The sequence below is a fragment of the Catenuloplanes niger genome (genome assembly GCF_031458255.1).
Taxonomy (GTDB): Bacteria; Actinomycetota; Actinomycetes; order Mycobacteriales; family Micromonosporaceae; genus Catenuloplanes; species Catenuloplanes niger.
This window is the reverse complement of sequence record NZ_JAVDYC010000001.1, coordinates 7,041,757-7,067,228: the sequence shown is the minus strand read 5'-3', so window position 1 is coordinate 7,067,228 and position 25,472 is coordinate 7,041,757. Positions and strand designations below refer to the sequence as shown.

Below are 25,472 nucleotides of genomic sequence, written 5' to 3'. Positions count from 1 at the left end.
CACTGCGGTCCACCTGTCCTCTCGGTCATGTCTCGCCTGCAGTGCAACCGCAGTCTCGTAGTTCCACGATCGCGCAGGTCGCCCAGAAGTTCCTCTGCATGACATGCACTGGCTGGTCGCAAGCGACTCACTGATCATGGTGGAACACACCGACTCAGGAGGAATGACATGACCGATCTCACCGGAAAGGTCGCCGTAGTCACCGGATCTGCTCGCGGTATCGGCGAAGCCATTGCGAAGCGATTCGCCTCCCTCGGCGCGAACGTCGTCGTCAACTACTCGACGGACGAGGAGAATGCACGGCGCACGGCGAGCGAAATCGAAGCGGCCGGCGGACGAGCGCACGTCGTGCGGGCCGACATCTCATCATTGCCCGACATCGACCGGCTGTTCGACGAGACGATCTCCGCGTTCGGCTCGATCGACATCGTCGTCGCGAACGCGGGACGTGAGGTCATCGGTCAGCCTGCGGCCGACGTGACGGAGGACGATTTCGACCGGGTCTTCAACGTGAACGCCAAAGGCGCCTTCTTCACACTGCAGAAGGCAGCGAAAGTACTGACCGACGGCGGCCGTCTCATCTCGATCGGGTCGACGTCGACGATGTTCCCGTACCCCGGGATGGGCCTTTATTCATCCAGCAAGGTGGTCGCGGCCCAGCTCGTCCGCATTCTTGCTCTCGAACTGGCCCCGCGTTCCATCACCGTCAACAACATCCTGCCGACCGGAATCCTCGGCGCGGGCGTTTTCGCCGACCCCGCCGACAGCGAGGCCTTCCGCGCCGGAGACGCGCAAATGGGCCGCATCGGCGGACGTGTCGGGACGCCCGCGGACGTCGCGGACGCAGCCGAGTACTTCGCCGGCGACCTCGCCGGCTGGGTGAGCGGACAGACGCTCACGGTCGCCGGCGGCGCCATCGCCTGACCCGCGTCGCAGCCACACCCCACACGTACGCAAGGAGCATCACATGTCACCCCAGAAGCAGAACCTCACCATTCCCGATATGTCGACGAAACGCGTGCTCGTCACAGGTGCCAGCGATGGCATGGGACTCGTCATCGCGCGCACGCTCGCCGTCGCCGGCGCCGAGGTCGTCATGCCGGTCCGTAACCGGCGGAAAGGTGAGGCTGCGGTCACGCAGATCCGCGAGTACGCGCCCCGCGCCAAACTCGAACTGCGTGACCTCGACCTCGCCTCGCTCGAGTCGGTCGCGGCACTCGGCGAGCAGCTACGCGCAGAGGCGGCCCCGATCCACGTCCTCATCAACAACGCCGGCCTCATGACGCCACCCGACCGGCAGCTCACCCGAGACAGGTTCGAGGTGCAGTTCGGCACGAATCATCTGGGTCATTTCGCGCTCGTCGCGCACCTGCTTCCCCTGCTTCGGCAAGGAAAGGCACGGGTCACATCGCAGACCAGCACGGCGGCCCAGGCCGGGCGGATCAACTGGGACGATCTGAACTGGGAACGGTCGTACTCCGGCTCACGTGCCTACTCGCAGTCCAAGATCGCGGTGGCCCTGTTCGGTCTCGAGCTCGATCGCCGCAGTAAGGCCAGCCGGTGGGGAATCACCAGCAACGTCTCTCAACCCGGTCTTGCGCCGACCAATCTGCTGGCCGCGCGACCCGAGGTCGGCCGCGCGCAGGACACATCGACCGTCAGAATGATCCGCTGGATGTCAGCACGCGGCATCCTGGTCGGCACCGTCGAGAGCGCCGGGCAGTCAGCCCTCTACGCCGCCACGGCAGGCGAGATCAAGGGCGGCGAGTTCGTCGGACCGGGCGGTGCCGGTGGCCTGGGTGGCCCGCCGAGGATCCAGCGCCCCTACCGCACGTTCAGAGATCAGCAGGAGGCGGCTGCGCGCCTCTGGACGGCGTCGGAGGAACTGACGGGAACGAGATTCCCTTCCTGAGCTTCGGAGGCTTCTTGCCTTGGAGCGCGTGTACGACCCCGCCGGCCCGTTCCGTCTCGCTCACTGTCTGACGGGCGCGGCCGCGGAAGCGGATCCGTGATCTCGGGCGCATCCGTTCCTCGCCGAAGGACCCGACCGAGATCGCACGTACGCTGGGCGATGGGAATCGAACGAGCGTCGGCGGGCCTGCCGTCCCGGATGCTCGTGTCGAGCGCACCCCTCGGCCGGAGGTCGGTCAAGGCGGTGACGTACGCCGACCCGCCCCGCCGACGAGTTCACGTTCCGGCCCGACCGGTTGCTGCTGGTCCTGATCATCAGCGGCCAGTTCACGATCGAGCGACGGGACCGGGGGAGCCGGCGCAGAGACTCCCGCGGTCCCGGCTCGCTGTGCGTCGTCGCGTCCGGTCATGACGCCCGCGTGCGGTGGCGGGCCACCTCGGCCACGCCCATGCGGTCGTTGCAGCTGCACCTCTCCCCCGGAGTCGCAGGCATCCCGGACGAGGCGACGCTCGGCGATCCGTTCTGTCCGCCGGAGCCCGGGCGCTGCTGCGCGCGCTGGACACCCGCGGTTCCGCCCTCTACGCAGAGGCGAGCGCCAGGCCGATCGCCGTGAGCGTCCTGCGAACACTCGGGGGACGTCGTCCCAGGTGGACCTTTCGCGCCCGGCGACCGCGGTGAAGGCAGGGGTCCCCGCCCCAGCACCGCGTCGATCGCCTCGCCGTCCGCCAGCATCATCAGCCCCACACCGGCCGGCTGCAGCACCTCGGCCGCGCTGCCCGCGACGGCGTCGCGTGCGGCCGCGCAGCGCTCGGGATCCCGCGTCCACACGATAAGCGGCGTCCCGGCCCGGGCCAGGTCGAGGCCATCGGCTCGCCCATGACGCCGAGCCCGAGAAACCGACGATCTTGCTGTCCGTCATGGCCGTACGCTTCGGCGCGGATGCCGTGGCTGCTTATCAGTGGATAACGCGTCCCTGAATAACGTCGTCCGTCCGGCTGACGATGGCCTCAACTCTCTCCGGCACGCAAGCCTGCGAGCAGAGGACCTCGAAGCAATTCCACACAATCGCTGGGAGTACGTCGTGGCACTACCGAACATTGAGGTCGTGGTCGGCGATCTGAGCGGTACGCGGGTCCTGGTCACCGGGGCCAGCAGCGGACTCGGACTCGAATTGGCGCGCCGGTTCGCCGTAGCGGGAGCCGATGTGCTCCTGGCCGTACGCAATGAGGTGAAGGGCCAGGCGGCGGTCGGGCACATTCAGGCGTCCGTGCCGGCGGCAAAGCTACGGACCCTCCCACTCGACCTCGCCTCCCTCCGCAGCGTCGCGGAACTCGGTGAGTCACTCGTCGCCGAAGGCCGGCCCCTGGACATTCTCGTCAACAACGCCGGCGTCATGGCGCCGCGGCGCCGACAGGTAACGGCGGACGGCCATGAGTTGCAGGTGGGCGGCAACTATCTCGGCCACTTCGCACTGACCGCACATCTGCTCCCGTTGCTGGCCGCGGCCACCGCCCCGCGGATCGTCTCGATGAGCAGCGTCCACTCGGTCCTCGCACGAACCGATCTGGACGACTTCAACGGTGCCGACTACCGTCCGTTCCGGCAGTACGCGCGCTCCAAGCTGGCCATGTTGATGTTCGCGCGGGAACTGCACAAACGCAGTACGGCCGGCGGTTGGGGCCTCAGCAGCATCGCCGCGCACCCCGGCGCCGTCATCACCGGCCTGGGAGCCGGTAATCCCCTGCTGCTCATCAATCGGATGACCTACAAGGTGCCGTTCCTGTGGCAGCGGGTCGATACGGGTGTGCTGCCTGCCTTGTACGCGGCGACGAGCCCCGCGGCGGAGAGCGGGGCCTTCTACGGACCGGCCGGGCCGATGGAGAGGACTCGAGGCGTCCAGCTCGCCAAGGTACCTTCCCCGGCCCTCGATGAGGGCGCTTCCCGCGATCTGTGGGAGCTTTCCGTGAAGCTGACGGGTGCGTCATTCTCCCAGTAGCCAGGTCGAACGCCTCGATCAGCAGTGGTCGTCGGTCAGCGTCATCATCCCATCGCGACGGATATGCAGCCCACTGGTGGTGGGAAGCAAGTGGTCCGTACAGATCGCGTCCAGGGTCTGCTGCACCAATAGGTGACAGGTCAAGTCACGCGGCCTGACTGGCCGGTGGGGTCATGATGGTCTCGTACTCGATAGGGGTCAACCGGGACAGGCTTCGTTGGCGTCGGCGGCGGTGGTAGGTCCGTTCGATCCAGGTCACGATCGCGGTCCTCAACGCCTGCCGGGTGGGCCAGGTCCGGCGGTCGAGGACGTTGTTCTGCAGCAGGCCGAAGAACGATTCCATGGCGGCGTTGTCGCCGGCGGCACCGACTCTGCCCATCGATCCGATCATGTCGTGACGGTGCAGTTCACCGACAAGCTTCCGGCTACGAAACTGCGACCCACGGTCGGTGTGCAGCACGCAACCGGCCACGTCACCGCGCCGGGTGACCGCATTGCGCAAGGCGTTGACCGCCAGCCTCGACTTCATCCGTGAGTCGATGGAGTAGCCGACGATCCGGTTGGACCATACGTCCTTGATCGCGCACAGGTAGAGCTTGCCCTCACCGGTGCGGTGTTCGGTGATGTCGGCCAGCCACAACCGGTTCGGGCCGCTCGCGGTGAAATCGCGTTTGACCAGGTCGTCGTGGACCGGCGGGCCCGGCCTCCCGCCCTTTCCTCGCCGCCGCTTGCGGCTGCACGTGCTGAACCAGCCCATGCCGGAACAGATCTTCCAGGCAGTACGCTCGGTCATCGCCTGGCCTGCGGCACGGGCTTCGTCGGCCAGGAACCGGTAGCCGAACTCCGGGTCGTCACGGTGAGCGTCGAACAACGCGTCCGCCCGGTAGGCCTCGGCCAGTTCGGCGTCGGTGACCGGGCGGGCACGCCACCGGTAGTAGGGCTGTCGAGCGATGTTCAGCACCCGGCACGTGACCGCGATGGGGATCCCGTCGTCGGCGAGCTCGTTCACGAGCGGGTAGAGCCTTTTCCCGGCAGGTTCGCCTGCGACAAATATGCTGCGGCTCGGCGCAGGACCTCGTTCTCCTGTTCGAGAAGCTTGATCCGCTTACGGGCCTCACGCAGCTCGACCGAGTCGCTGCGGCTCGCACCGGGCTGGGCGCCTTCCTCGATGCCGGCCTGGCGCAGCCACTTGAACAACGTCATCGGGTGGACCCCGAAGTCCTTCGCGATCTGCTCGACCGTCACGCCGGGGTCCCTGTCACGGGCGACCCGCACGACGTCATCGCGGAACTCACGGGGGTAGGGCTTGGGCACAGCAACATCCTTCCAGCCCGCCGTCATGGCAAGCCATCTCAGATGTCACCTATCGGTGCATCAGAGCCCCATGACGCGCGGGGTCAGCGGAATCGTCACGGCGTGCTCCCGGCTCAGCAGTTGGAGAGGATGTAGTTGATGGTCTCGATGAGCGTGGCCCGCGCGGACTGGCCGTCCGCGCGCAGCGTGTCGCGGAGCATGTCGAGCCGCCCGACGAACGCGGTCCGGTCGTTCGGGTCGACGCAGTCCGGCGGCGGCGTGCCCACCGGACTGACCGTGCTGGACACCTCGCCGATCTTCGCGAGGAGGGCCTTCAGCACCGGATGCTCGTGCGGATTCGCGGCCACCACGTCGGCGGGCAGGGTCATCGCCTCGTGGACCACCTCGAAGACCTGGACGACCGCGTGGTCGGCCGCGGTCCGGCTGGCGGCCCGCAACAGTTCCAGCGCCTGATCCGTCGCCATCCGACCGGTCAGGACCAGCTGGAACAGCAGCCCGTCCATGGCGAGCCGTTCGCGCCGCCCCCCGGTCTGCGCCAGGAAGTCGTAGGCGAACGAGGCCGGGACCTGGCCACCGGTGTACGCCGGCTCGACGTCGAGCGCTGTGGACGCCACCGGGGTCAGCCGTTCCGTGACACCGGCGGGCAGGCCCAGCGCGACCCGGAACCCGGCGAGGCGCTGCCCGTCCGGAGCGGTCTCGATCAGCCGGTCGAGCGCGTCCCGTACCCCCTGGTCGGCGAGCTCACGCTCGTGCTCCTGGTGGTATCGCGTCGCGTCGGGGCCGGCGGTGAGCAGGCCGGCGAGCACGGGCGGCAGCGCGGTGCCGTGTGGCGTCGTCGGCATCGCGGCGGCGGCCCGCAGCAGGTCCGCGGTCAGGCCCGGTATCTCGACCTCCATGGCACCGTCCTGGCCGTGCAGGCGCCAGACCATCTCGATGTCCCTGGTAACCGCCTGCTCAACGGTGACCGGCCGGTACCGCTCGCGCAACGCCGCGAACGCGCCGGCGGCGACCTTGGTGCCGAGCGTGGCGACCACGATCGGCACCTCGCCCCACCACTGGTGCTCGCGCAGCGCGCCCTCCAGGTCCTCGATCGCGTGTGGCGTAATGCCGCTGAGGTCCACGGTCAGCACGGGCCGGCCGACCTGGTCGGTCAGCGCGGCCAGGTCGCCGGCGCGCCACGTCCCGAACGAGCGCGGCGGGGGCACCGGCCGGGCCGGGCCGACCCGGCCGGGCGAGAGCGGCGCGAGCACCTCGGCGGTCGTCCGGTCGAGCCGGACCACGTCGGCCGCGGCCTTGAGGAACAGGCGCACGGCCTCGGTGACCTCACCGTTCGCCGGCACGCCCGTGATGCCGCCCAGACTCCGCTCGGCGTCCTGCCAGCTCTTCGCCGCGGCGGAGCTCGGGAACAGCTCCAGCACCGGGCCGACCCGCTGTTGCGCGGCGGTCACCTGTTTGCGCAGTTCGTCAAGCCGCAGCTGGGCGGTGCTGCCGGTCAGCATCTCGGGCAGGACACCGGTGGGTGGGGCGACCTCGGCCCGGTAGACCTGCGGGCCGCCGGACCGGGAGCCCGCCACGGCGTCGGCGAAGGCATCGGTCAGCGATCGGCGCGCACGCTCGCTGTACGGATCCAGCGTCAGGAGGCGCGCGGTCCGGTTGATGTCGTTGCGGTGGCCGATGTCGACGGTCCAGCCGACCTCGACCAGCTCATTGATCAGGTCAGGGTCGCCGGGCCGCTCCATCAGGTCAAAGCTCAACGGGCGGCGGGCACGCACCACCCGGCCCTGGTCATCGACCATGGCCCGGACCAGTCCCATCCCACCGTACCAGGCCAGCCGGTAGAGGCCGAAGCCGGGCAGGACCGTGTCATCACGGAGGCGGACGCCTGCGGTGACGATGGACTGGACGTACTCCAACGCCGTGCCCGCACCGATCTCACCCGCAAGCCGGCCGTACTCAGCGAGGTCCGCGGTGGAGAGCGGGGCGACCGTCCAGCGGGTGTCACCGCCCGGCGCGGTCCAGGGGTGCAACTCGCGCACGACGGCGCCGGTCTCCGGGTCGACGACCTCGAACGAACCGGACCCGGTCTGCCGGCCGGAGACGTTACGGACGATGCCGCCGTCCAGCGTCTCCGTGACAATCTGAAGTGGCGCGTCACCCGCGGAGCGATCGACCGGCGCCCACTCCGCATCGGCGCTTGTCCAGGCCGGTCGCAGTGCCTGACCGGTCTCGAATCCGCCCGTGGGCAGCGTCCAGCCGCGACTCTCCAGGCGCTGCCGGGCGATGTCGTGCGTGACCGCCCGGACCTGGCGGTAGTCGCGGAGCAGTTCCCCGTCGGAGGTGTCGCTGTCCCGGTCGGAGTCGGCGGCCCGGTTCGGATCGACCGGGACCGTCAGCTCCTCCATGCCGTACTCGACTTCGCGGATCCGCTGAACCTTCGTGTTGTGGACCCGCATCGACTGGAAGAACGGCTGGGTGCTCACACCGGTGGCGTAGAAGGTCGTCAGATCGAGCACACCGGGTACGTCCGAGTTGTTCTCCAGGAAATAGGTGGCGACGTAGTCTTCCTCGATCTCGGTCGAGGCGTCGATCGTGCCGCGCGGACGCCCGTCCGGGCCGTAGACGTCGTATCCGCTGAACCCGTGCGGCTCGGAGACACCGGGCTCCGGCGCGCGGGCCACCACGTACGAGCCGTCCGGCGCCACGCCGACGGTGTACGCCGGCAGCGCCGATGTGGTCGATACCGCCCACATCGGGCGCTGGGTGCTCAGCGTGAAAACGGTCGGGTCCTGGAGCCCGACAGTCGACGTCAGCGCCGGGGCGTCGATCGCCAGGCCGAGCACCTCTGACAACGGCGGCAGATCCGACGCGCCGCCCAGCGCGTCCGGCATCAGGTTGGCGGCCTGCGCGTACACGGCGGCCACACTCTCAAGAATGCCCCGCGCCGCCCCCGCGGAAAGGTTCTCACCCCGACCGATGATCACATCCAAGCCGGTACGGAACGTATTCAACGCGGTACGCACTGTCCGCGCGGACGCCATCTGCACGTCCGTCACCCCGGCCCTGGACATCGCCGCGTCGAGCTTCGCCATCGCCTCGCTGCGCAGCGGCTCCCAGCGAGATCGCGCGCTTTTTGCCACCGCACGCACACCGTCCGCCGACGACGGCACCCACGAGGCCCCACCGTCGGAGGAGCCAGCCGGGCTGTGCAGCAACCACACACCCGGATTCCATCCACCGGACGACGCTCCACCCCGCCTCGGCGAAACCCGACGTTCCTCCTCGTCGCTGCTACTGCTTGCCATCCCGGGGGAGGGTGCGCTGAAAACCGGAGCACCGCCCGTACTGCCATATTGCTGGCTGGCCGGCTGACCGTATTGCGGCATCGAAGCCGGCGCGATATGTGCATCCTGGAACATTGGCGTGGCCGCAGACATACCCGATGCCGGCACAGGGGTGAAACCGGGTTGCGGCCGATATGCCGCCGGATCGGGGGTGTAGTAGTTCGCCGCGTTGGCGCTGTATCCGTACAAGTTCATCGGCAGCCCTTGATGAGGCTGGTCATCCGAGCTGTCGGAGTTGCGCCGATAAGATCCGTGAGTGATGTCCCCGATATTGAGGGGATTCACCGCACCCTGCGGTAGTGGCGCCTGATCGACCTGCGCGAGACGCTCGTAATCTATGTAGCGGTGGCCAACGATACGCCAGTCGAAGCCGTCGCCGATTCGAGACATAATAGTCCCGGGATACCTATGGAGGTTGTCGACGGTGTAGTTCGGGGCATTCGTGATGGCAGTGCGCTGCACCCAGTTGTCGTAGACGAGGGTTTCCGGCTGGTTGCGCGGCCCGACATGGATACCTGAGTGATTCATCGATATGTCGCCGGCACCGAGGAGGCCGACCGCTTGAATGAGATCGCCCGGCAGCCACGCGTTGAACTTCACAAAGGCATCCATGGCCATTGTGCCGCAGACCGCCTCACGGTACCGATCAGCCATGATTCCCATTCGGGCGTAGTCGATCAGCGTCTTTTCCGCGTCGTCGTAATACCGGCCGTTGCCGGCGGGATCGGCACCGTTCAAGTCGCGGAACGCATCCTTATTTCCGACTTGCCCCGCCGCGATCGCTATGCTCCGCCCGGCGCTTCTCTCGTATTCGGGGCGTTGATTTGCCACACGAATGTGCGCTTGTGACGCCTGGACTTCTCGTGCAGCCTCTCGGCGTGTCCGGTATAGCGCTTTCTCTCTGGCATCAAGGCTGTTCACGATAGCCGTCCACCCCGGCACGTCCTGCCGTATGAGGCTTCCGTCCGCAGCCAAAGAGGCCCAGGCCGCGTACCGGCCGAGATTACTGAACGCGTCGGCCAGATTCCCATAGATCGCGTTGTAGTTCCGGTAAGCGCTGTCGAACCAGGTCTGCTCTGCCGCAGTCAGGCTGGCAAAGTTTTCGCGCCCATCGACGAGGATCCGAAACGCGTTCGCGGCGGAGGCGAACGCTTGCGATTGATCGGCCGGAAGGACACGGCTCGCGGTGGCTGTCGCTGCCGGAAGAGCATCACGAATTGCCCGGCGATACGCGGTCAATTCTGCCTGCTTCTGCGGGATCTCATGTCTTTGTACCCGCTGCGCCTGTCCCGGCACGCTCCCGGCCTGCAGCATCCTCACTACCAGGGGCTCAGCAGCTTCCGGCACCTTGAGGCCCAGTTCTTCACCCACTATCCGGTCGACGCCGGGCAAAACCACGCCGGATGCCGGCGCCGGCGGTGCGTCCTCTTGCCCGTCGACCCGGCCCATGTGGCCTCTGACCCAGGCGATCTGACCGAGCATGTCCTCGGTCTTCGCCACCACGGCGGCGAAGACCGCTCGAGCCTCGGCATCATCAGAAGAGTCCCGAAGCGTCAGATCGGCGAGGTCGGACCCCACCACGGACCACATCCGCAACGCGTTCTCCTCGGAGTCACGCAGATCCGACTCAAGAACACCACGCATCGCATCAGCCGAACTGAACAAACCGTCCAGCAGGAGCTGAGCCTCGCCCGCGACATCACCCACCGTTGCCGACTCAGCGACACCGGCCGCTCCGACCAAGGCATCCAGCAACCCGAACTGCTCGGCGAAGCCATCGTGAACCGGCCCCGGCCGCACCGGCACACCCGCCACCGCAGGACCGCTCGGGGTACTCGGCGCCGTGCCCGGATCCGTGATCGGCGGGTCCGGTAGGGCGGTGGCCGGTGCGGGCACCCGCAGCGCCATCGGGCTCGGCCCGGGCAGTGCGCGCAGCAGCGACACCGCGTCCTCGGGCGGCATCACTCGGATCGCGGCGCCGTCGTGCATCTCCGGGTCGATCCAGGCCAACCCGTCCGGGCGGGAGACCAGCCAGCCGAGGCCCGGACGGCCGGAGCCGGTCGGGGCCACGGTGACCAGCGCGCCCGAGCCCGGCGTCGCGACCAGCGCGTCGACCAGGTCCTCGGGGGCGGTGGGGGTCGCGTCGCCGCCCCAGGCGCGTAGCACCTCGGCCGCACTGATCGGGCGCATGCTTCGCAGTAACGCGTCCGGGTCGACGCCGTCCGGAATGCCGTAGAGCGCGATGCCGGCCGCGAGCGCGTAGGCGGCGCCGGACGGGGCGCGCTGCTCGTCGCCGCGCAGCTTCGGGCGGACGTGGAGGTCGTCGCGGATGGTGACGGCCTGCGCGACGAGTTGCTCCAGCCGTTGCCAGGACGGGGGCGTGCCGTCGAGGACGGAGCGCAGCGTCTCGCGGGCGGCGGCCTGGGAGCGGGACAGCAGACGTACCGCGGCGGGGGTGTCCTGGGTTTCAAGACCGGCGGCGTTCAGAGGTACGACACGGGGAGACGGGGTCAGGCCGGGGCCGAACGACGCGTGCTTCGGAATGCCGAAGGCGTCCGTGAGGCCGAGCCAGGCCTCCTGGTCGACGCGTTCGCCGGGGAGGGTGCCGAGCACGTAGCGGTCGCGGAGCAGGGCCGGGATGTCGTCGAGCACGCGGCGCAGCCGGTCGATCGCGCCGAGCTTGAGGCGGGTCTGCTCCTGGACGAAGACCGTGGTCGTGCCGGGCACCCGGCCGGCCCGCATGGCGCCGGTCAACAGGGTGGGGTCGATCGGCTCGGACATCGGCCCGTCGTGGTAGAAGACGCCGACCGGGATCGCGATGAATCGGCCGTCCGCGCAGAGCACGCTGATGTCACCGGCATTCGCCATGTCGTTCTCCTCACCGGCGGCGCCCCGAGGCCGAAGCGCCGATCTCCGATCGACGTAGCGCTATCCACTTTGGTTCACCGCAGAACACCAAAACTATGTCAATTGCCCAGAAATATTGAAATATCTGTCATGACGGACAATCAATCACACAGTGTGATGCAGGCCTACGCATCGGCCCAATGCGGACGGCAGTGTCAGCGTATCCGGCCCCATCCGGGTCCCGAGTGGCCACACGACGCTCATCCGCGCAGGCCAGACCGGGCTCGGCACGTAGCCCCCGCCGACCCACTCACGACGACGCCAGCACTTCGGCGGTTCACCATCAATCAACAGAAATGGCCTTCATCACGCACCATGGCCCTCTGAGGCAGCACGTGTCCGATCCGGTGCGCCGCGGCCTGATTCGTGCACGACCGCAGAGCCCGGTGCCGGGTCCTACGGCGTGAACGCGGACAGGTCGACGGCGGTGCCGTTCGGACGTGGTCGTGACGTGGCGGGCACGGCGTACCCCCGGATGGTGTGGTTGTGCAGTACCGAGCTCGGTCGGCATGGACGCGGCCGCGTCCCGGATCTCGCGCCAGCTGAGGGATCGTCGTCGTGCACCTTCCGGCCGCCGGAGCGGTGGGGTGTCACCGCAGGAACTACAGTCCGCTCCAGGTCAAGTTGAGGAGCGGGCATGTACAACAGCGGCGAGGTCACCGCGATCACCGGCCTGAGCGCGCACGCGCTGCGCTACTACGAGCGGGAGGGCCTGTTCCCGCACGCGATCGGGCGCTCCGGCGGGCGCTGGCGCACGTACACGCGGCAGGACGTCGAATGGCTGCTCGGCTGCAACCGGCTGCGTGCCTCGGGCATGCCGGTGTCGGAGATCCGGCGGTACGCGGAGCTGGTCGCGGCCGGGCCCGGCAACGAGGCCGAGCGGTTGGAGCTGATGCGCGCGCACCAGGCCCGGATGGAGGATCAGATGGCGGAGCTGCGGATCAGCCTCGACGCGATCGCGACCAAGGTGGCGGTCTACGAGGCCGCGGTCGGCGCCGGCACGGCCGGCACGCTGTGGACCGGTGACGTGCCGCTGGTCTGCCCGCTCGCGGCGCCGGAACTGGTGCGGGTCGACGCGGCGGACCGGTCCTGAGGCCGGCACGGCGGCGCTGCGGATCAAGCGGGCCCGGGCGGGCCGGGCCACAGCGGTCCGCTGACTCCGCCGCCGGAGGGGCGGGACGCCCGTAACCCCGGGCAGCCATGGATCCGGCAGCCATGGATCCGGCATCCGTGGATCGGGCATCCGTGGATCGGCGGTCGGGGGGACGGGCGGGCCCTGAATACGGCTGCCGCGGTCGGCCAGTGTGGGACTCCCGACGAGTTCCTGGAGGTAGACGGTGGCCACGACACCGAGCAACGATGAGACCGAGCCGCGGCGGCGGTTCTCCCGGCGTTCCGTGCTGCGGATGTCCGCGCTCGGCGCCTCGGCCGGCGCGGTCGGCCTGGCCGGTTTCGGTGCGGGCCGGGTCACCGCGGCGGGCGCGGAGCTGCCCGACTGGACCGCCGGTGACATCCCGCCGCAGCACGGCCGGCGCGTGGTGGTGACGGGCGGCAACGGGTACCCGAGGGACGGCCGGAGCGGGCTCGGCTATCACCAGGCGCTCGGGCTCGCACGCGCGGGCGCGGACGTGACGATCGCCTCGCGCGACCGGGTGCGCGGGGAGGAGGCGGTCCGCCGGATCAGTGCGGCGGCGCCCGGCGCGGTCGTGCGGTTCGAGACGCTGGACCTGACCAGCCTGGCGTCGATCAGCGAGTTCGCCGCGCGGATGAGCGCCGCGGGCGACCGGCTCGACCTGCTGATCAACAATGCCGGCGTGATGGCGCGCACCGGTCGCGAGGTGAGCGCCGACGGGTTCGAGCGCACGTTCGCGACCAACGCGCTCGGGCCGTTCGTGCTCTCGGCCCGGCTGCGGCCGCTGCTGCAGAACGGCACCGATCCGCGGATCATCTGGATGGCGAGCCTGCGCGGGCACGGCGGCACGATCAACTTCGACGACCTGCAGAAGGAGCGGGAGTACGACTACGTGCGCGCCTACGACGACACCAAGCTCGCCAACCTCCTGCTCGCCTTCGAGTGCGAACGCCGCAGCAAGGCCGCCGGATGGCGGATCACCAGCATCGCGGCGCATCCCGGTGTGGCACGCACGAACATCGTGCTGGACGGGCCCGGCCCGGACACCACCGAGGGCCAGCGCTTCCGCTACATCCGGCCGATGTGGCAGGACCCGGCACAGGGCGCGCTCCCGATCCTGTTCGCCGCGACCTCGCCGCAGGCGACCGGCGGCGGCTACTACGGGCCGAAGGGCTTCCAGAGCCTCCGCGGCCTGCCGGGCATGACGGTCGTCCCGGAGAACGCCCGGGACCCGCGGCTGGGAGCCGAGCTCTGGGCCGTCCTGGAACGGCTCGGTACGGTCACCTTCGGCTGATCGGGGCCGTGCCGGGTGACGGGTCAGTCCCCGGCCCGGTGCGGCCGGGACTCCTCCAGGTCCCGGCCGCGCCGGGCCCGGTGGCGCTCACCGCCCGGAACCGCTCCTTCGCCTCGCGGCGGGGTCAGAGGTGTTCGGTGTAGAAGGCGGCCAGCCGGTCGACGGCCGGGTCGACGTACTCCGGAACGTCGTACATCTCGTAGTGGCGGGCGCCTTTGATCACCATGCGGTCGACAGGGTTGGGCGCCATCTCCCAGAGCCGCCTGCCGGCGGAGTCGAAGCCGGTGCCGTCGAGGTGCTCGGCCAGGATGAGCTGCAGCGGCTGGGTCATGAGCTGGTCGACCAGGTGAAAGGCGTCGAAGCCGATGAGCAGCGGATCGCTCCGGGTGAGGCGGCGGTTCGTCGAGTTCCGGTGGCGGCCCCGGTCGGTGCGGTAGAACCGGATCGCCTGCAGGAGGTCGATGTCGGTCACGCCGGCGGCCTCGGCCTCCGCCATGGTGTCGGGCAGCCACTGCTCCCGCGTCAGCCGGCCGGCGCGGGTCTCCTCGATCCGGGCCTGAGCCAGCGCGTCCAGCGCGGCCGCCGGGCCGTCCGCCTGGAAACCGCGGAACGAGGCGCCGATCTCGCCGGGGTCGACCGCGCCGACCGCCCTGATCCGATGATCGGTACGGGCGGTGTGGATGGCGTAGCCACCGCCGGCGCAGATGCCGAGCACGCCGATCCGCTGCGGGTCGATGCCGGGGGTCACGCTGAGCGCGTCGATCGCGTAGGAGATGTCCTCACCGCGCCGGTACGGATCCTCGAGGTCGCGTGGCGCACCACCGCTCTCGCCCTGGTGCGCGGGATCGAAGACCAACGCCGCGATGCCCCGGGCGGCGAGACGCGACGCGTAGTTCGCGCCGATCTGCTCCTTCACACTGCTCCCCGGCGTCGACAGCACCACGGCGCGCCGCGGCTCCGCCGATTCGCCGGCACCGCCGGGCAGGTACAGATCTCCCGCGAGGTCGATCGGACCGCGCGGGATCGAGATGTGCTGAATCATGGGCGGGTCACCTTCGGTCGAGGGCGGCTGTGGACGGGCCGAACGTTCCGGGTCGCGGGCGGCGACGGCGCCGACGCACCGATCGGGCCGGTCGTCACGGTCAGGGCCGGTACCGGCCCGCACCACGGTTTCGCTCGATGTCCACCGCTCCAGTACGAACCATGTACCCACGACCAGGTCAACTCTCCCGGCGCCCTCGTGGTCGGAGCCGCAGCACATCGAGATCGTTACCGACGACGACCCGGCCGTCGAAGCCACGCTGTGCCTGCCGCTGCCAGCCTTCGTCCGGCAGCGCCTTTGCGCCGGGCGACAGGTGCGAGAGCACCAACGTACCGACCCCGGCACGCTGGGCGATGGCACCGACGGCGCGTACGTCCGTGTGGCTCTCGGTGAGATGTGCGATCTGTGCCTCGGTCAGGTCCGGTTGCAACCGCAGTGCGGCGAGGTCGATCACCTCGTGCACCAGCACGTCCGCGCCACGCGCGAGCCGGACCAGGTTGTCACTGACGGTCGTGTCCCCGCTGAACACGATCGCGCCGTGGTCGGTGTCGAAGCGGAAGCCGAAGGCCGGAAAGACCGGCGGATGGTCGACCAGGATCGCGCTGACCCGGACCCGGTCGTCCGCCATCACCGGGAACGGTTCCATCGGCGGGGCCACCGCGCCGGGACCGGCCACGTCGCCCGGTACCGCGATGTCGTGCGGCACGAGCATCTCGCCGATGTCCGGCCAGCCCTCGTCACGCAACCGCAGGTTGATGTCGTACGCCGCGGCATTGATCACGCCGGCGAAGAAGTCCACGGTGCCCGGCGTGGGCAGGTCCGGGTTCACGGTACGGACCGGCTGGCCCGCCCGCGGCGGTGGCAGCGCCCCCGCGCGTCCCGGTCCGTGGACGTGCAGCGGCATGCCGAGCGCGTTGACGCCGCCGAAGCGCAGCCACGGCAGGCTGAACGCGTCGGCGACGTGGTCGGAGTGCAGGTGGGTGAGGAACGCGGCCGGGATGCGTTCCGGGCTGATCCCGGCGCGGCCGATCTGGTCGAAGGCGCCGTGGCCGAGGTCGACGAGGTAGGCATACCCGTCCACCACGACGGCGGAGGCCATGCCACTGCGCCCGGCGAAGGGGACCGGCCCGCCGGAGGTTCCCAGCAGCACCAGGTGAGTGCCGGTGGCGGGTACGGTGACCGGCTCCGCGCCGGCCGCCACGCCGGGCAGGGCCGGGCCGGCCGCGGCGGCTCCCGTGACGGCGGCGGCCGAGCGGAGAAGATGACGACGGTTCATGAGGTTCTCCAGGATCGGGCACGGCGACGCCCGCCGGCCGGCGACCGGCGGGCGTCGCGCGGGCGTCAGGACAGGCAGGCCTCGGCACCGTTCCCGGTGAGCGTGCTGATCGAGCACACGCCGCTCACCGGGTAGTAGTCGCCCATGATGTCGGCCGCGGCGGCCGCGCCGCTCCCGTACGGCACCTGCAGGATGGATTCCGCGAAGCCGTCCACCGGAACCATGTTGCGGATGATCAGGACGTGCTCCGTGCGCGGCGTCCGCTGCGAGGTCGGCAGGAAGGTGAGACCGTCCGTGCCGGAGATCTGCGGTCGCGTGCTCTCCGGGCCGATGACGTAGGTGTAGAAGCCGTCGGCGTCCAGCGCGGTCTCGTCGTCGTACGCGCAGCCGTAGAGCGCGTTGCCGTCCGCGTCCTCGTTCACGACGGTCGACAGCTTGAAGTCGGTGAGTCCGGAGCACATCGACCAGTAGCGGACGTCGATGCCGTCCCGCGGCCAGGGTGCCGGTGACCGGCCCGCGATGTGCGACGGCGCCTTCCCACGCACGACCATGACCTCGTCCCGCTTCGGGGTCCACTCGGAGATGAGGTAGCCACTGTCGGGGTTCGGCAGCAGGCTGGAGTAGTCGATCCGCTCGAACGACACGTCCTGCGCGGCCCGTTCCCGCGACCGGACCGCCGGGTCGTCGCCGGGCGACAGGTACTGCTGCACCTCGGCCGGCAGATCCTGCACCCCGCCACGCGCCGTGCATCCCGGCAGCGTGGTGGACGAGCCCGCATCGGTGATCGTCACGCTCGGCAGCGGCACCTGTGAGGCGTCGCCGCCGTCCGGAACGTACACGCGATAGATCAGCAGACCGGTGTCGCCGGCCTCCGCCTCGTCCGAGGACAGCGGGATGGTGTTCCGGTCGCCCGGCCGCGCATCGTCGGACAGCGTCACGGTGAAGTGACCGCCGGGCTCGCCCGCCGTGGCGAACGGATTGACGCTGCCCTCGTCCGCCACGATCTCGTAGTCCGTGATCCACGAATCGACGCCGTTCGCCTGGAACGAGCCACCGCCGTTCTCGAACCCGTCGTAGACGACGAAGCTCGCGTACCGCACGTCCGGGTAGGTCCCGCGCAGCGTGACCGTGGTGTCGTCGCCGATGATGTAGGGCTGCACCCAGTAGGTGGCGTTGGTGTCCGGCCAGAAGACGTTGAACTGCTCCGGCGTCGACATGACCGGCCACGCGCAGTCCACCCCCCAGCGGCCGTCGGGAACACCGGCGGCCCCGGCCGCCGCCCCGCCGGTGGCCAGCGCGAGTGAGGTCGTGGCCGCCAGTACCGTTCGCACGTAGGTCAAGTCTGATCCTCCTCATCGGATGATCGGAACGCCGTACCGCGTCGGCGAACCGTCACGGATGCCAGCCTGGAGGACGGATCTGCCGCCATACTTCCGGCGGGCGACCCATTTGCTGACGATCATCGGAGTACGCGGTGCAGCCGCCCACCGTGCGCGCGACGGACGGCGAACCGTGCGGGGAACAACCGCCGCGCACCCGGTCGGCCCGAGCCGGGTCAGTCCTCGGCCCGGTGCAGCTGGGACTCCTCCAGGTCCAGGTCGCGCTGGGCCCGGGTGAGCACCTCGTCCGGGATCCGGCCCTCGTCGCGGGCGGTCCGGAACACCTCCCGTTCCGCCACGATCATGTCGTGCCGGAGCCGGCGGTAGGCCGCGGACGGCGTTTCCCGGTCCTGTCGGCCCAGCCGTTCCCACGCGCCGTGGTCGCGGTGCTCGGCCATCGCGCGGAGCCGTTCCACCACCGAGGCGGGTGCGTCGCCGGCCTGCCGCTCCAGCGCGTCCAGGGCGGCGCGGGTGGCCCGGGTCTGCACGGCGGCCTCGGCCAGCGCGTCCGCGGTGCCGGTGTCCTCGCGTACGCCGAGGCGGTTCGCCAGCCACGGCAGCGTGGTGCCCTGGATCAGCAGGGTCAGCACGATGATCGCGAAGGCCACGAAGACGAACAGGTCCCGCGGGTAGCCGCCGGGCACCTCGTCGGACGCCGGGAGCGTCAGCACGGCGGCCAGCGTGACCACGCCGCGCATGCCGGCCCAGGCGACCACGGTCGGCTGGCCGACCGGTGGGCGTTCCTCCCGGTCGCGGATCCGCGGGATCAGGCGCACCAGGTACGTCGCCGGGTACATCCAGACGAACCGGAGCACCACGATCGCGCCGAGCACCAGCGCGGTCGCCTGCACCGTGGTGACAAGGCCGGTCTCCAGGTCCGCGACCAGGTCCCGCAGTTGCAGGCCGACCAGCAGGAACACCACGCCTTCGAGCAGGAAGGTGATCAGACGCCAGACCGCGTCCATCTGCAGCCGGGAGGTCGGCGACAGCAGCTGCGGGCTGCGGTGGCCCAGGTAGAGGCCGGCCACCACGACCGCGACCACGCTGGAGGTGTGCAGCTTCTCGGCCACGACCACCACGACGAACGGGGTGAGCAGCGACAGCGCGTCGTCCAGCAGCGGATCCTCGATCCACCGGTGCAGCCGGGCGGCCAGGAACGCCGCCGCGAAGCCGAGCGCCAGGCCGCCGCCGGCGATCACCACCACGTCCCGGCCGATCTCCCAGAAGCCGACCGCGGTGCCGGTCAGCGCGGCACCGGCGATCCGCACCATGACCAGCGCGGTCGCGTCGTTGAGCAGGCTCTCGCCCTCGAGCAGCGTGATGATCCGGCGGGGCAGGCCGATCCGGCGGGCGATCGCGGTCGCCGACACCGCGTCCGGCGGGGCGACCACGGCGCCGAGCGCGACGCAGGCGGCCAGCGGCACCTGCGGCAGCAGCAGGTGCAGCAGGAAGCCGGTGATCAGCGCGGTGAAGACGACCAGGCCGACGGCGAGCAGCATGATCGGCCGCAGCGCCCGGCGGAAGGCCGGGACCGAGGTCTGCAACGCCGCCACGTACAGCAGCGGCGGCAGGATGCCGACCAGCACCAGCTCCGGTTCGACGTGCACCACCGGCACCCCCGGCACGAACGACAGGCCGAGGCCGGCCACCAGGAGCACCAACGGCGCGACGAACCCGAGCCGGCGCGCCAGCGCGGCCCCCGTCACGGCGATCACGATCAGTACGACCGTGTCCACGATCCCTTCCATGGCCGACAGCTTAGGCAGTGCGTCCAGCCGGGACCGGGTCCGCTTCCTCACACCCGCCGCGGACTTGACCCTGTTCCGGCCACAGGGTGTCGCCCCCGTCGGGCCGGGGTGCTGCCGGTGCCCCGGCCGCGCATACGCTTGGGCCTCCAGCCGCCGGCCGTGGCCGGTGCGATCCTGAAGGGGGCCGACGTGGCCTGGAGCACCCGGGAACTCGCCGAGCTCGCCGGCACCACGGTGAACACCGTCCGGCACTACCACCGGCTGGGTCTGCTCGACGATCCGGAACGCCGGTCCAACGGGTACAAGCAGTACGGCGTACCGCATCTGGTCTGCCTGCTGCGCATCCGGCGCCTGGTGGAGCTGGGGGTGCCGCTGTCCGAGATCGGCGCGGCCAGGTCGAACGGTGACGTCCCGCCGGAGGTGCTGCGGCAGGTCGACGCGCAGCTCGAGGCCGAGATCGCGCGCCTGCAGAAGGCCCGCGACGACATCGCCGTCGTCCTGCGCGACGGCGTGCCGGCCGACACCCCGGCGGGTTTCGAGTCCGCCGCGCCGCGCCTGTCCGCGGCCGACACCTCGCTCATCCACGTCTACACCCGGCTGTACGACGACGACGCCATGAAGGACCTGCAGCGGATGGCGGAGGAGGACATGGGCCCGGTCGCCACGGAGCTGGACACGCTCCCCGCGGACGCGGACGAGGCCACCCGGCAGCGGCTCGCCGAGCAGGTGGCACCGATGATCGCCCGGAACCTGGCCGACTACCCGTGGCTGAGCGACCCGGGCGCGCGGCTGACCGGGACCGAGCAGGCCACCCGGCAGACCTTCATCGACGCGGTGACCTCGCTCTACAACGCCGCGCAGATCGACGTGCTCGCCCGGGCCAGCCTGCTCGCGCACGAGCTGCTGCGCCTCGACCGCGGGGACGAACCGTGAGCCCTCACTCGCCGCGGATCTCCGCCCACCGGCTGTACGGGACCCACTCCCCGTCCATCCGCACCCGGCAGCCCTCGAGGGGCCCGTCCCACCGCGCTTCCGCGACACCCGATCTCGTCAGGTCGGCGCAGTTCGACTCCGCGAACCGAAGCGCGCCGTAGGCGGCCACGGCCATGATGACCGCCGCGAGCACGGCGAGCGGGATCCGGATACTCTTCTCGGTCACTTGATCACTTCCGTGCGCGACGATGCACCGTCGAGCGGCGCCGGGTGGCTGTCGCGGACTGCCGGCCGGAGGCGCCCGCTCAGTCCGCGCATGTCCAGGCGACGGGCGTCCGTGGGCCCTTGCCGCCGGGCTGTCCGGCGTAGCCGACGACCAGGCCGCTGTCGGAGATGTCCGTGAGGGTGACGACCGATGCGGGTTCGTACGCCAGCGACACGCTCACGCCGCCGCTGATCAGCGCGGACCCGGACGCGGCCCAGCCACGGGCGTTGACGGCGTACGACGAGGACACCCCCAGGTCGAACAGTTCGCCGGTGCGGCGGTTCCAGACCGCGCCGGTGGCGGCCGGTGCCAGCCGGCCGCTCACCCAGTCGCCGCGCGCGCCGGTGATCTGCTCGACGGTCCGGCCGTCCGGTCCGGACAGTGCCCGCACGCCGTCCGCCTCGCTCCAGGACACCGCGGTGGCGGACGACGGGGCGTCGCCGTCGACGACGCCGAGGACCGTGCCGGCGTCGGTGAACGCGTCCGCCGAGAAGCCGTGCGGCACCGGCAGCACGACCGGGGTCGGTGATCCGGCCTTCCAGAGCACCGTGCCGGCGTCGGCCGACGCGACGATGTCACCGGCCGCGTTGATCAGGGGCGCCGTGTCGAACAACCAGGTGCCGTCCGGGACGCCGAGCTCGGCCGGCACGCCGCCGGTGTAGCGCAGCACCACGGTCCCGGCAGCGGTGTCGGAGACACCGACCGCGACCCCGGCCGCGTTGACGCCGGTGAGCCGGGTCGTGCGGCCGGGGCCCGGTGGCAACGGCGCGGGCCGGCCGTCGGTCCACAGCGCCGGCTTGGCGTCCGGGCCCGCCGCCCGGGGGTCGACGGCCGCGCCGAAGTACGAACCGGCGACGTACCGTCCGGTCGGGTCCACCGCGTCCGGTGTCGCGTCGGTCACGCCGTCCGGCACCGGCAGCGGCGTCCTCGTGCAGGTCGGCGCCGCGGACGCGGCCGGTGCCGTCCCCGCCGGAGTCCGAATCGCGGCGGGGATCAGCGCGGGCGCGGCGGCCAGCGCGCCGACGACGACCAGCGCGGTCCCGCCCGCGGTCCACGCGGTCCGGCGGCGGCGTGCCCGGCGGCCCGCCTCGACCAGGCGCTGCGTGGTCAGCGCCGTGGGCGGCACCGGCAGCGCCTCCGCCCGGGCCCGCAGTTGCTCCTCCAGGGTCATGCCCGGCCTCCCGATCCGACCGCGTCCCATTCGCTCAGCCGGGCCCGCAGCGACGCCAGGCCGCGCGAACACTGGCTCTTCACGTTGCTCGTCGAGCAGCCGAGCGCGTGCGCCGTCTCCTCGACCGACAGTCCTTCGATGTGGCGGAGCACGATCGCGGCCCGCTGCCCCTTCGGCAGCGCCTGCAGCGCGGCCGCCAGTTCGTCGCGCTCACCCACGTGGTCGTCGGCGCCCGCGACGGTCGCCGCGTGCTCCGGTATCTCGCCGAGCCGCACGCGGGACCACAGCAGCCGGCGCTCGTCCAGGTAGCGGCGGACCAGGGCGCGGTGCACGTACCCGTCGAGGTTGCCGACCCGGGACGCGTGCTTCCAGTTCAGGTAGACGGCGGTGAGCGTGGCCTGCACGATGTCGTCGGCCCGGTGCCAGTCGCCGCACAGCAGGTAGGCAGACCGTCGCAGCCGGGTGAGCCGGCTCCGCACGTATTCCACGTACTGCTGTTCCAACTCGGCTTGCATCTCGCTCCGTCCGTGGACGCCGTCATCCCTTCTGAAGGCCGACCCGGGGTGGAGGTTGCGTCCCGCGGCGATCTTTTTGGGTGGTACATCCTGGCCCCGGCCGGGCCGCGCGCACCCGGTTAGCGTCGATGCCATGAGCAACGCTGTGGTGCAGCGCCTGATCGGCGCGCTGAACGGTCACGATCTCGACGCGGTGGAGGCCTGCTTCGGCCCGGACTTCGTGGGTGAGTGGCCGGCCCATCCGGCCCGGGACGTGCACGGCCCGGCCCGGGTGCGGCAGAACTGGGAGATGATCTTCAAGACGTCGCCGGACATCACGGTCGCGATGACGAACGCGGTCGAGGTCGGCGACGAGGTGTGGGGCGAGTGGCACTACACCAAGGCGGCGGGGCAGGACCTGCGTGGTGTCATTATCATCACGGTACGTGACGGCCTGATCCGCCGGTCGCGCTTCTACATGGAGCCGGTCGACGCCGCCGGTGCCGCGGTCCCGGGCGGCCCCCGGCTCGCCCGCGACTGACGCACGCCGCGGCCGGGACGTCTCGCCACCGGCGGGCTCCCGGCCGCGCCTGTCAGAATGGGCGCGTGTGGCGGGACGACGACTTCGGGACCGCGCTGCGGACCCTCCGGCATCGGCTCACTCCGGGTGAGGCCGGTGTGCCGGCCTCCCTGCCCGCGGTGCGGCGCGTGCCCGGCCTGCGCCGGGACGAGCTGGCCGGGCTCGCGGGCGTCTCCGAGGAGCATCTGAAGCGGCTGGAGCAGGGCCGGCGGCGCCCGTCACCCGGCGTGGTCGACGCGCTCGCCCGCGCGCTGCGGCTCGGCGCGGACGAGCACGCCCGGCTGCGCGCGCTGGCCGGGTTCGCCGCGGCGCCGGAACCGGACGGCCTGGTCCCGCGGCAGGTCACCGAGACGGCCCGCCGCATGCTGGACCGGCTGACCGAGGTCGCGGTCTGTATCTGCGACGCGACCTGGACGGTGCTGGCCGCGAACAAGCTCTGGCACACCGACGTGTGCACGATCCCGGACACGCCGGGCCGCGGCCGGAACGTGGTCTGGCGCGCGTTCACCGAGGCCGGACCGTCGGTGTTCCAGGTCCCGGAGCGCCTGGCCGGCTTCCGCGCCACCGTCGTGGCCGAGCTGCGCGACGCGGCGCACCGCTACCCGGCCGACACGGAACTGACCTCGATGGTCACCGATCTGCGTGCGCTGAGCCCGGACTTCGCCCTGCTGTGGGACGCGCCGCCGGTCCCCGGTGGCCACGCGGACCGGCTGCGCGTGCCGAGCCCGGTGCGCGGCGACCTCTACCTGGACCTGGACGTGCTGACGCTCAACCCGGGCGACCTGCGGGTCGCGGTGTACTCCGCGGGTTAGGCAGCGGTTGCCGAGGCGGGCGGGGCGCGCCGGGCGCGACCGTGGTGCGGTGTACGGAATCCTCATCATGACCGATCTGGTCCTCGCCACGCTGGTCCTGGTCGCCGCGCCGGTCGCCGGCGTCCGGCGGGCACGCCGTCGGCTCCACGTCCTCGCCGCGCTGGTGGCCGCCCGCGCGGCCGTCGCCGGGCTGCTGGCCACCGGTGGCCTGCTGCTCGCCGACTCCCGCCTGATCTCGCAGATCCCGCTGGCGGTGCTGCCGCTGGCCTGGGCGGTGTGGCGGCCCGGCCGGATCGCCACGCACGTCGCCGCGGCCGGTGCGCTGCTGTCGGTCTGGTGGCTGCTCGTGCCGTTCGGGCCCGGGGATGCCGCGTTCGTGGTGACCGGGTCGCTGACCGCGCTGGCCGCGGTCGCCGGCCTGTCCGCGATGATCGACCGCTGGCGCGGGTCCGGCTCGCGCCTGGCGACGATGCCGTGGCTGGCCGTGTTCGCGCTGGTGATCCCCGCGATCACGCTGGTGGTCACGGAGCGGGCCAACAGCGCGGCCGCGGACGCGCACCGGCACGGCGACGGGCAGGTGCGCGTGGATCAGCTGACCGGGCCGCGGGACCGGGAGCCGGACGTGCGGTTCACGATGACCGCGGCGCGCGGCCCGGTCACGCTCGCCTCCGGCCGTACCGTGCCGGGACTGACCTTCAACGGCACCGCGCCGGGACCGGAACTGCGGGTGGCCACCGGCCGGCTGGTCGAGGTGACGCTGATCAACACGGACGTCGCCGAGGGCGTCACGCTGCACTGGCACGGCGTCGACGTGCCGAACGCGGAGGACGGCGTGCCGGGCGTGACCCAGGACGCGGTCATGCCGGGCGGGCGGCACGTCTACCGCTTCGTGCCGACCCGGGCGGGCAGCTACTGGTACCACACGCACCGGGACGGTTCGGAGAACGTCCAGAAGGGACTGTTCGGCGCGCTGATAGTCACGGACGCCCCGGCGACGGACCGGTTCGAGCGGACCGTCTTCACGCACGTCTGGCCCGGCGGTGAGGCGGTGGCGCTGGACCGCGACGACCGGCCCGCGCACCAGGCCGTGCCGGCCGGCCGGGAGGTGCTGCTGCGCCTGGTGAACAGCTCACGGGAACCGCAGGCGGTCCGGGTCTCCGGGGTGCCGTTCACGGTCGCGGCGCACGACGGCAACCCGGTCGAGGGTGCCACGCCGCTCGCGTCCGGCACGGAGCTGCCGCTCGCGGCCGGTGGCCGCTACGACGTCGCGTTCACCATGCCGGACGGCGCGGTGACGGCCGGGTCCGGCGACGCCTCGCTGACGCTCGACCCGGCCGGGACCGCCGCGCCGGTGACCGCGGGCGGCGGGCAGGCCTTCGACCGGCTGTCCTACGGCGCGGGCGCCGCACCGGCCGCGGTCACCCACCAGCGCACGTTCGACCTGCGGCTGGACGACGGGTTCGGGTTCAGCCAGGGCACGTTCGGCTGGGTGAGCAGCTCGATCAACGGGCGCCTCTACCCGGCGGTGCCGACGCTGGAGGTGAACCGCGGCGACCGGGTGAAGGTCCGGATCGCCAGCCGGAGCATCATCGACCACCCGTTCCACCTGCACGGGCACCGGGTGCGGGTGCTCACCCGCAACGGCGTGCCGGTCACCGGCAGCCCGTGGTGGACCGACACGCTCAACGTCGGCTCCGGCGAGCTGTACGAGATCGAGTTCGCCGCGACGAACCCGGGCATCTGGATGGACCACTGCCACAACTTCGAGCACGGCGCGAACGGCATGATCATGCACGTCGCGTACGCGGGCGTCACGACGCCGTACTCGTCGGACCACTCCCCCGAGTAGCGGATGGCACTTTCGTACCACCGCCGC

Annotated in this window: 18 protein-coding genes; 9 read left to right on the top strand and 9 right to left on the bottom strand. The window is 71.0% G+C overall.

The window, feature by feature from the left end:
- The first annotated feature begins 168 nt into the window (after window positions 1-168).
- From J2S44_RS30860 to J2S44_RS30850, 3 genes are all read left to right on the top strand, one after another.
- Window positions 169-924: an SDR family NAD(P)-dependent oxidoreductase gene (locus tag J2S44_RS30860; RefSeq protein ID WP_310421039.1), complete on the top strand. Its 756-nt coding sequence runs from the start codon at window positions 169-171 to the stop codon at window positions 922-924.
- Window positions 925-967: 43 nt separating this feature from the next.
- A complete protein-coding gene (locus J2S44_RS30855; protein WP_310421037.1) occupies window positions 968-1,912 on the top strand; it encodes an SDR family oxidoreductase in 945 nt (314 codons plus the stop codon).
- Window positions 1,913-2,993: 1,081 nt separating this feature from the next.
- The gene (locus tag J2S44_RS30850; RefSeq protein ID WP_310421035.1) at window positions 2,994-3,908 is read left to right on the top strand and encodes an SDR family oxidoreductase; all 915 of its coding nucleotides are present in this window, start codon (window positions 2,994-2,996) and stop codon (window positions 3,906-3,908) included.
- Between the two features lie 145 nt (window positions 3,909-4,053).
- Here the strand turns inward: J2S44_RS30850 and J2S44_RS30845 are convergent.
- Window positions 4,054-5,222 (bottom strand): IS3 family transposase gene (locus J2S44_RS30845; RefSeq protein WP_310409493.1). Its coding sequence is split into 2 segments (ribosomal slippage): window positions 4,054-4,935 and window positions 4,938-5,222, totalling 1,167 coding nucleotides; the frame shifts between segments, so codons are not numbered across the junction.
- Window positions 5,223-5,335: 113 nt separating this feature from the next.
- Entirely contained in the window at window positions 5,336-11,431 is a 6,096-nt protein-coding gene (locus tag J2S44_RS30840; RefSeq protein ID WP_310421033.1) for a hypothetical protein, read from the bottom strand.
- 676 nt (window positions 11,432-12,107) lie between these two features.
- On the opposite strand from J2S44_RS30840, the gene J2S44_RS30835 reads away from it, so the two are divergent.
- Together J2S44_RS30835 and J2S44_RS30830 are read left to right on the top strand one after the other, a co-directional pair.
- Window positions 12,108-12,563 carry a MerR family transcriptional regulator gene (locus tag J2S44_RS30835; protein ID WP_310421031.1) on the top strand — a complete coding sequence of 152 codons (456 nt, stop codon included), beginning with the start codon at window positions 12,108-12,110 and terminating at the stop codon, window positions 12,561-12,563.
- A 244-nt stretch (window positions 12,564-12,807) separates the two neighbouring features.
- Entirely contained in the window at window positions 12,808-13,896 is a 1,089-nt protein-coding gene (locus tag J2S44_RS30830; protein ID WP_310421029.1) for an oxidoreductase, read from the top strand.
- A 124-nt stretch (window positions 13,897-14,020) separates the two neighbouring features.
- Here the strand turns inward: J2S44_RS30830 and J2S44_RS30825 are convergent, their stop codons facing one another.
- From J2S44_RS30825 to J2S44_RS30810, 4 genes are all read right to left on the bottom strand, one after another.
- Window positions 14,021-14,938, bottom strand: a complete 918-nt coding sequence (locus tag J2S44_RS30825) for an alpha/beta hydrolase (protein ID WP_310421027.1) — start codon at window positions 14,936-14,938, stop codon at window positions 14,021-14,023.
- A gap of 178 nt (window positions 14,939-15,116) precedes the next feature.
- Window positions 15,117-16,214, bottom strand: coding sequence for an MBL fold metallo-hydrolase (locus tag J2S44_RS30820; protein WP_310421025.1), 1,098 nt, complete (start codon window positions 16,212-16,214; stop codon window positions 15,117-15,119).
- Window positions 16,215-16,279: 65 nt separating this feature from the next.
- Window positions 16,280-17,554, bottom strand: a complete 1,275-nt coding sequence (locus tag J2S44_RS30815) for a hypothetical protein (RefSeq protein WP_310421023.1) — start codon at window positions 17,552-17,554, stop codon at window positions 16,280-16,282.
- Window positions 17,555-17,769: 215 nt separating this feature from the next.
- Entirely contained in the window at window positions 17,770-19,341 is a 1,572-nt protein-coding gene (locus J2S44_RS30810; RefSeq protein ID WP_310421021.1) for a Na+/H+ antiporter, read from the bottom strand.
- A gap of 189 nt (window positions 19,342-19,530) precedes the next feature.
- Between J2S44_RS30810 and J2S44_RS30805 the strand changes: the two genes are divergently transcribed.
- Entirely contained in the window at window positions 19,531-20,274 is a 744-nt protein-coding gene (locus J2S44_RS30805) for a MerR family transcriptional regulator (RefSeq protein ID WP_310421019.1), read from the top strand.
- A gap of 4 nt (window positions 20,275-20,278) precedes the next feature.
- On the opposite strand, the gene J2S44_RS30800 is transcribed toward J2S44_RS30805, so the two are convergent.
- The 3 genes from J2S44_RS30800 to J2S44_RS30790 form a co-directional block, all read right to left on the bottom strand.
- A complete protein-coding gene (locus tag J2S44_RS30800) occupies window positions 20,279-20,500 on the bottom strand; it encodes a hypothetical protein (RefSeq protein WP_310421017.1) in 222 nt (73 codons plus the stop codon).
- Window positions 20,501-20,579: 79 nt separating this feature from the next.
- On the bottom strand, window positions 20,580-21,710 hold the full coding sequence (locus J2S44_RS30795; RefSeq protein WP_310421015.1) for a hypothetical protein: 1,131 nt from the start codon (window positions 21,708-21,710) through the stop codon (window positions 20,580-20,582).
- Complete coding sequence (locus J2S44_RS30790) at window positions 21,707-22,225, bottom strand: SigE family RNA polymerase sigma factor (protein ID WP_310421013.1); 519 nt, start codon at window positions 22,223-22,225, stop codon at window positions 21,707-21,709. Before J2S44_RS30790 ends, J2S44_RS30795 begins: the two co-directional genes overlap by 4 nt.
- Window positions 22,226-22,358: 133 nt before the next feature.
- On the opposite strand from J2S44_RS30790, the gene J2S44_RS30785 reads away from it, so the two are divergent.
- The 3 genes from J2S44_RS30785 to J2S44_RS30775 all read left to right on the top strand — a co-directional run bounded on the left by J2S44_RS30785 (window position 22,359) and on the right by J2S44_RS30775 (window position 25,445).
- Window positions 22,359-22,745, top strand: coding sequence for a nuclear transport factor 2 family protein (locus J2S44_RS30785; protein ID WP_310421011.1), 387 nt, complete (start codon window positions 22,359-22,361; stop codon window positions 22,743-22,745).
- Between the two features lie 65 nt (window positions 22,746-22,810).
- Window positions 22,811-23,596 (top strand): helix-turn-helix domain-containing protein, encoded by a 786-nt coding sequence (locus tag J2S44_RS30780; RefSeq protein ID WP_310421009.1) that lies wholly within the window; start codon window positions 22,811-22,813, stop codon window positions 23,594-23,596.
- 67 nt (window positions 23,597-23,663) lie between these two features.
- Window positions 23,664-25,445 carry a multicopper oxidase family protein gene (locus J2S44_RS30775; RefSeq protein WP_310421007.1) on the top strand — a complete coding sequence of 594 codons (1,782 nt, stop codon included), beginning with the start codon at window positions 23,664-23,666 and terminating at the stop codon, window positions 25,443-25,445.
- Window positions 25,446-25,472: the final 27 nt, after the last annotated feature.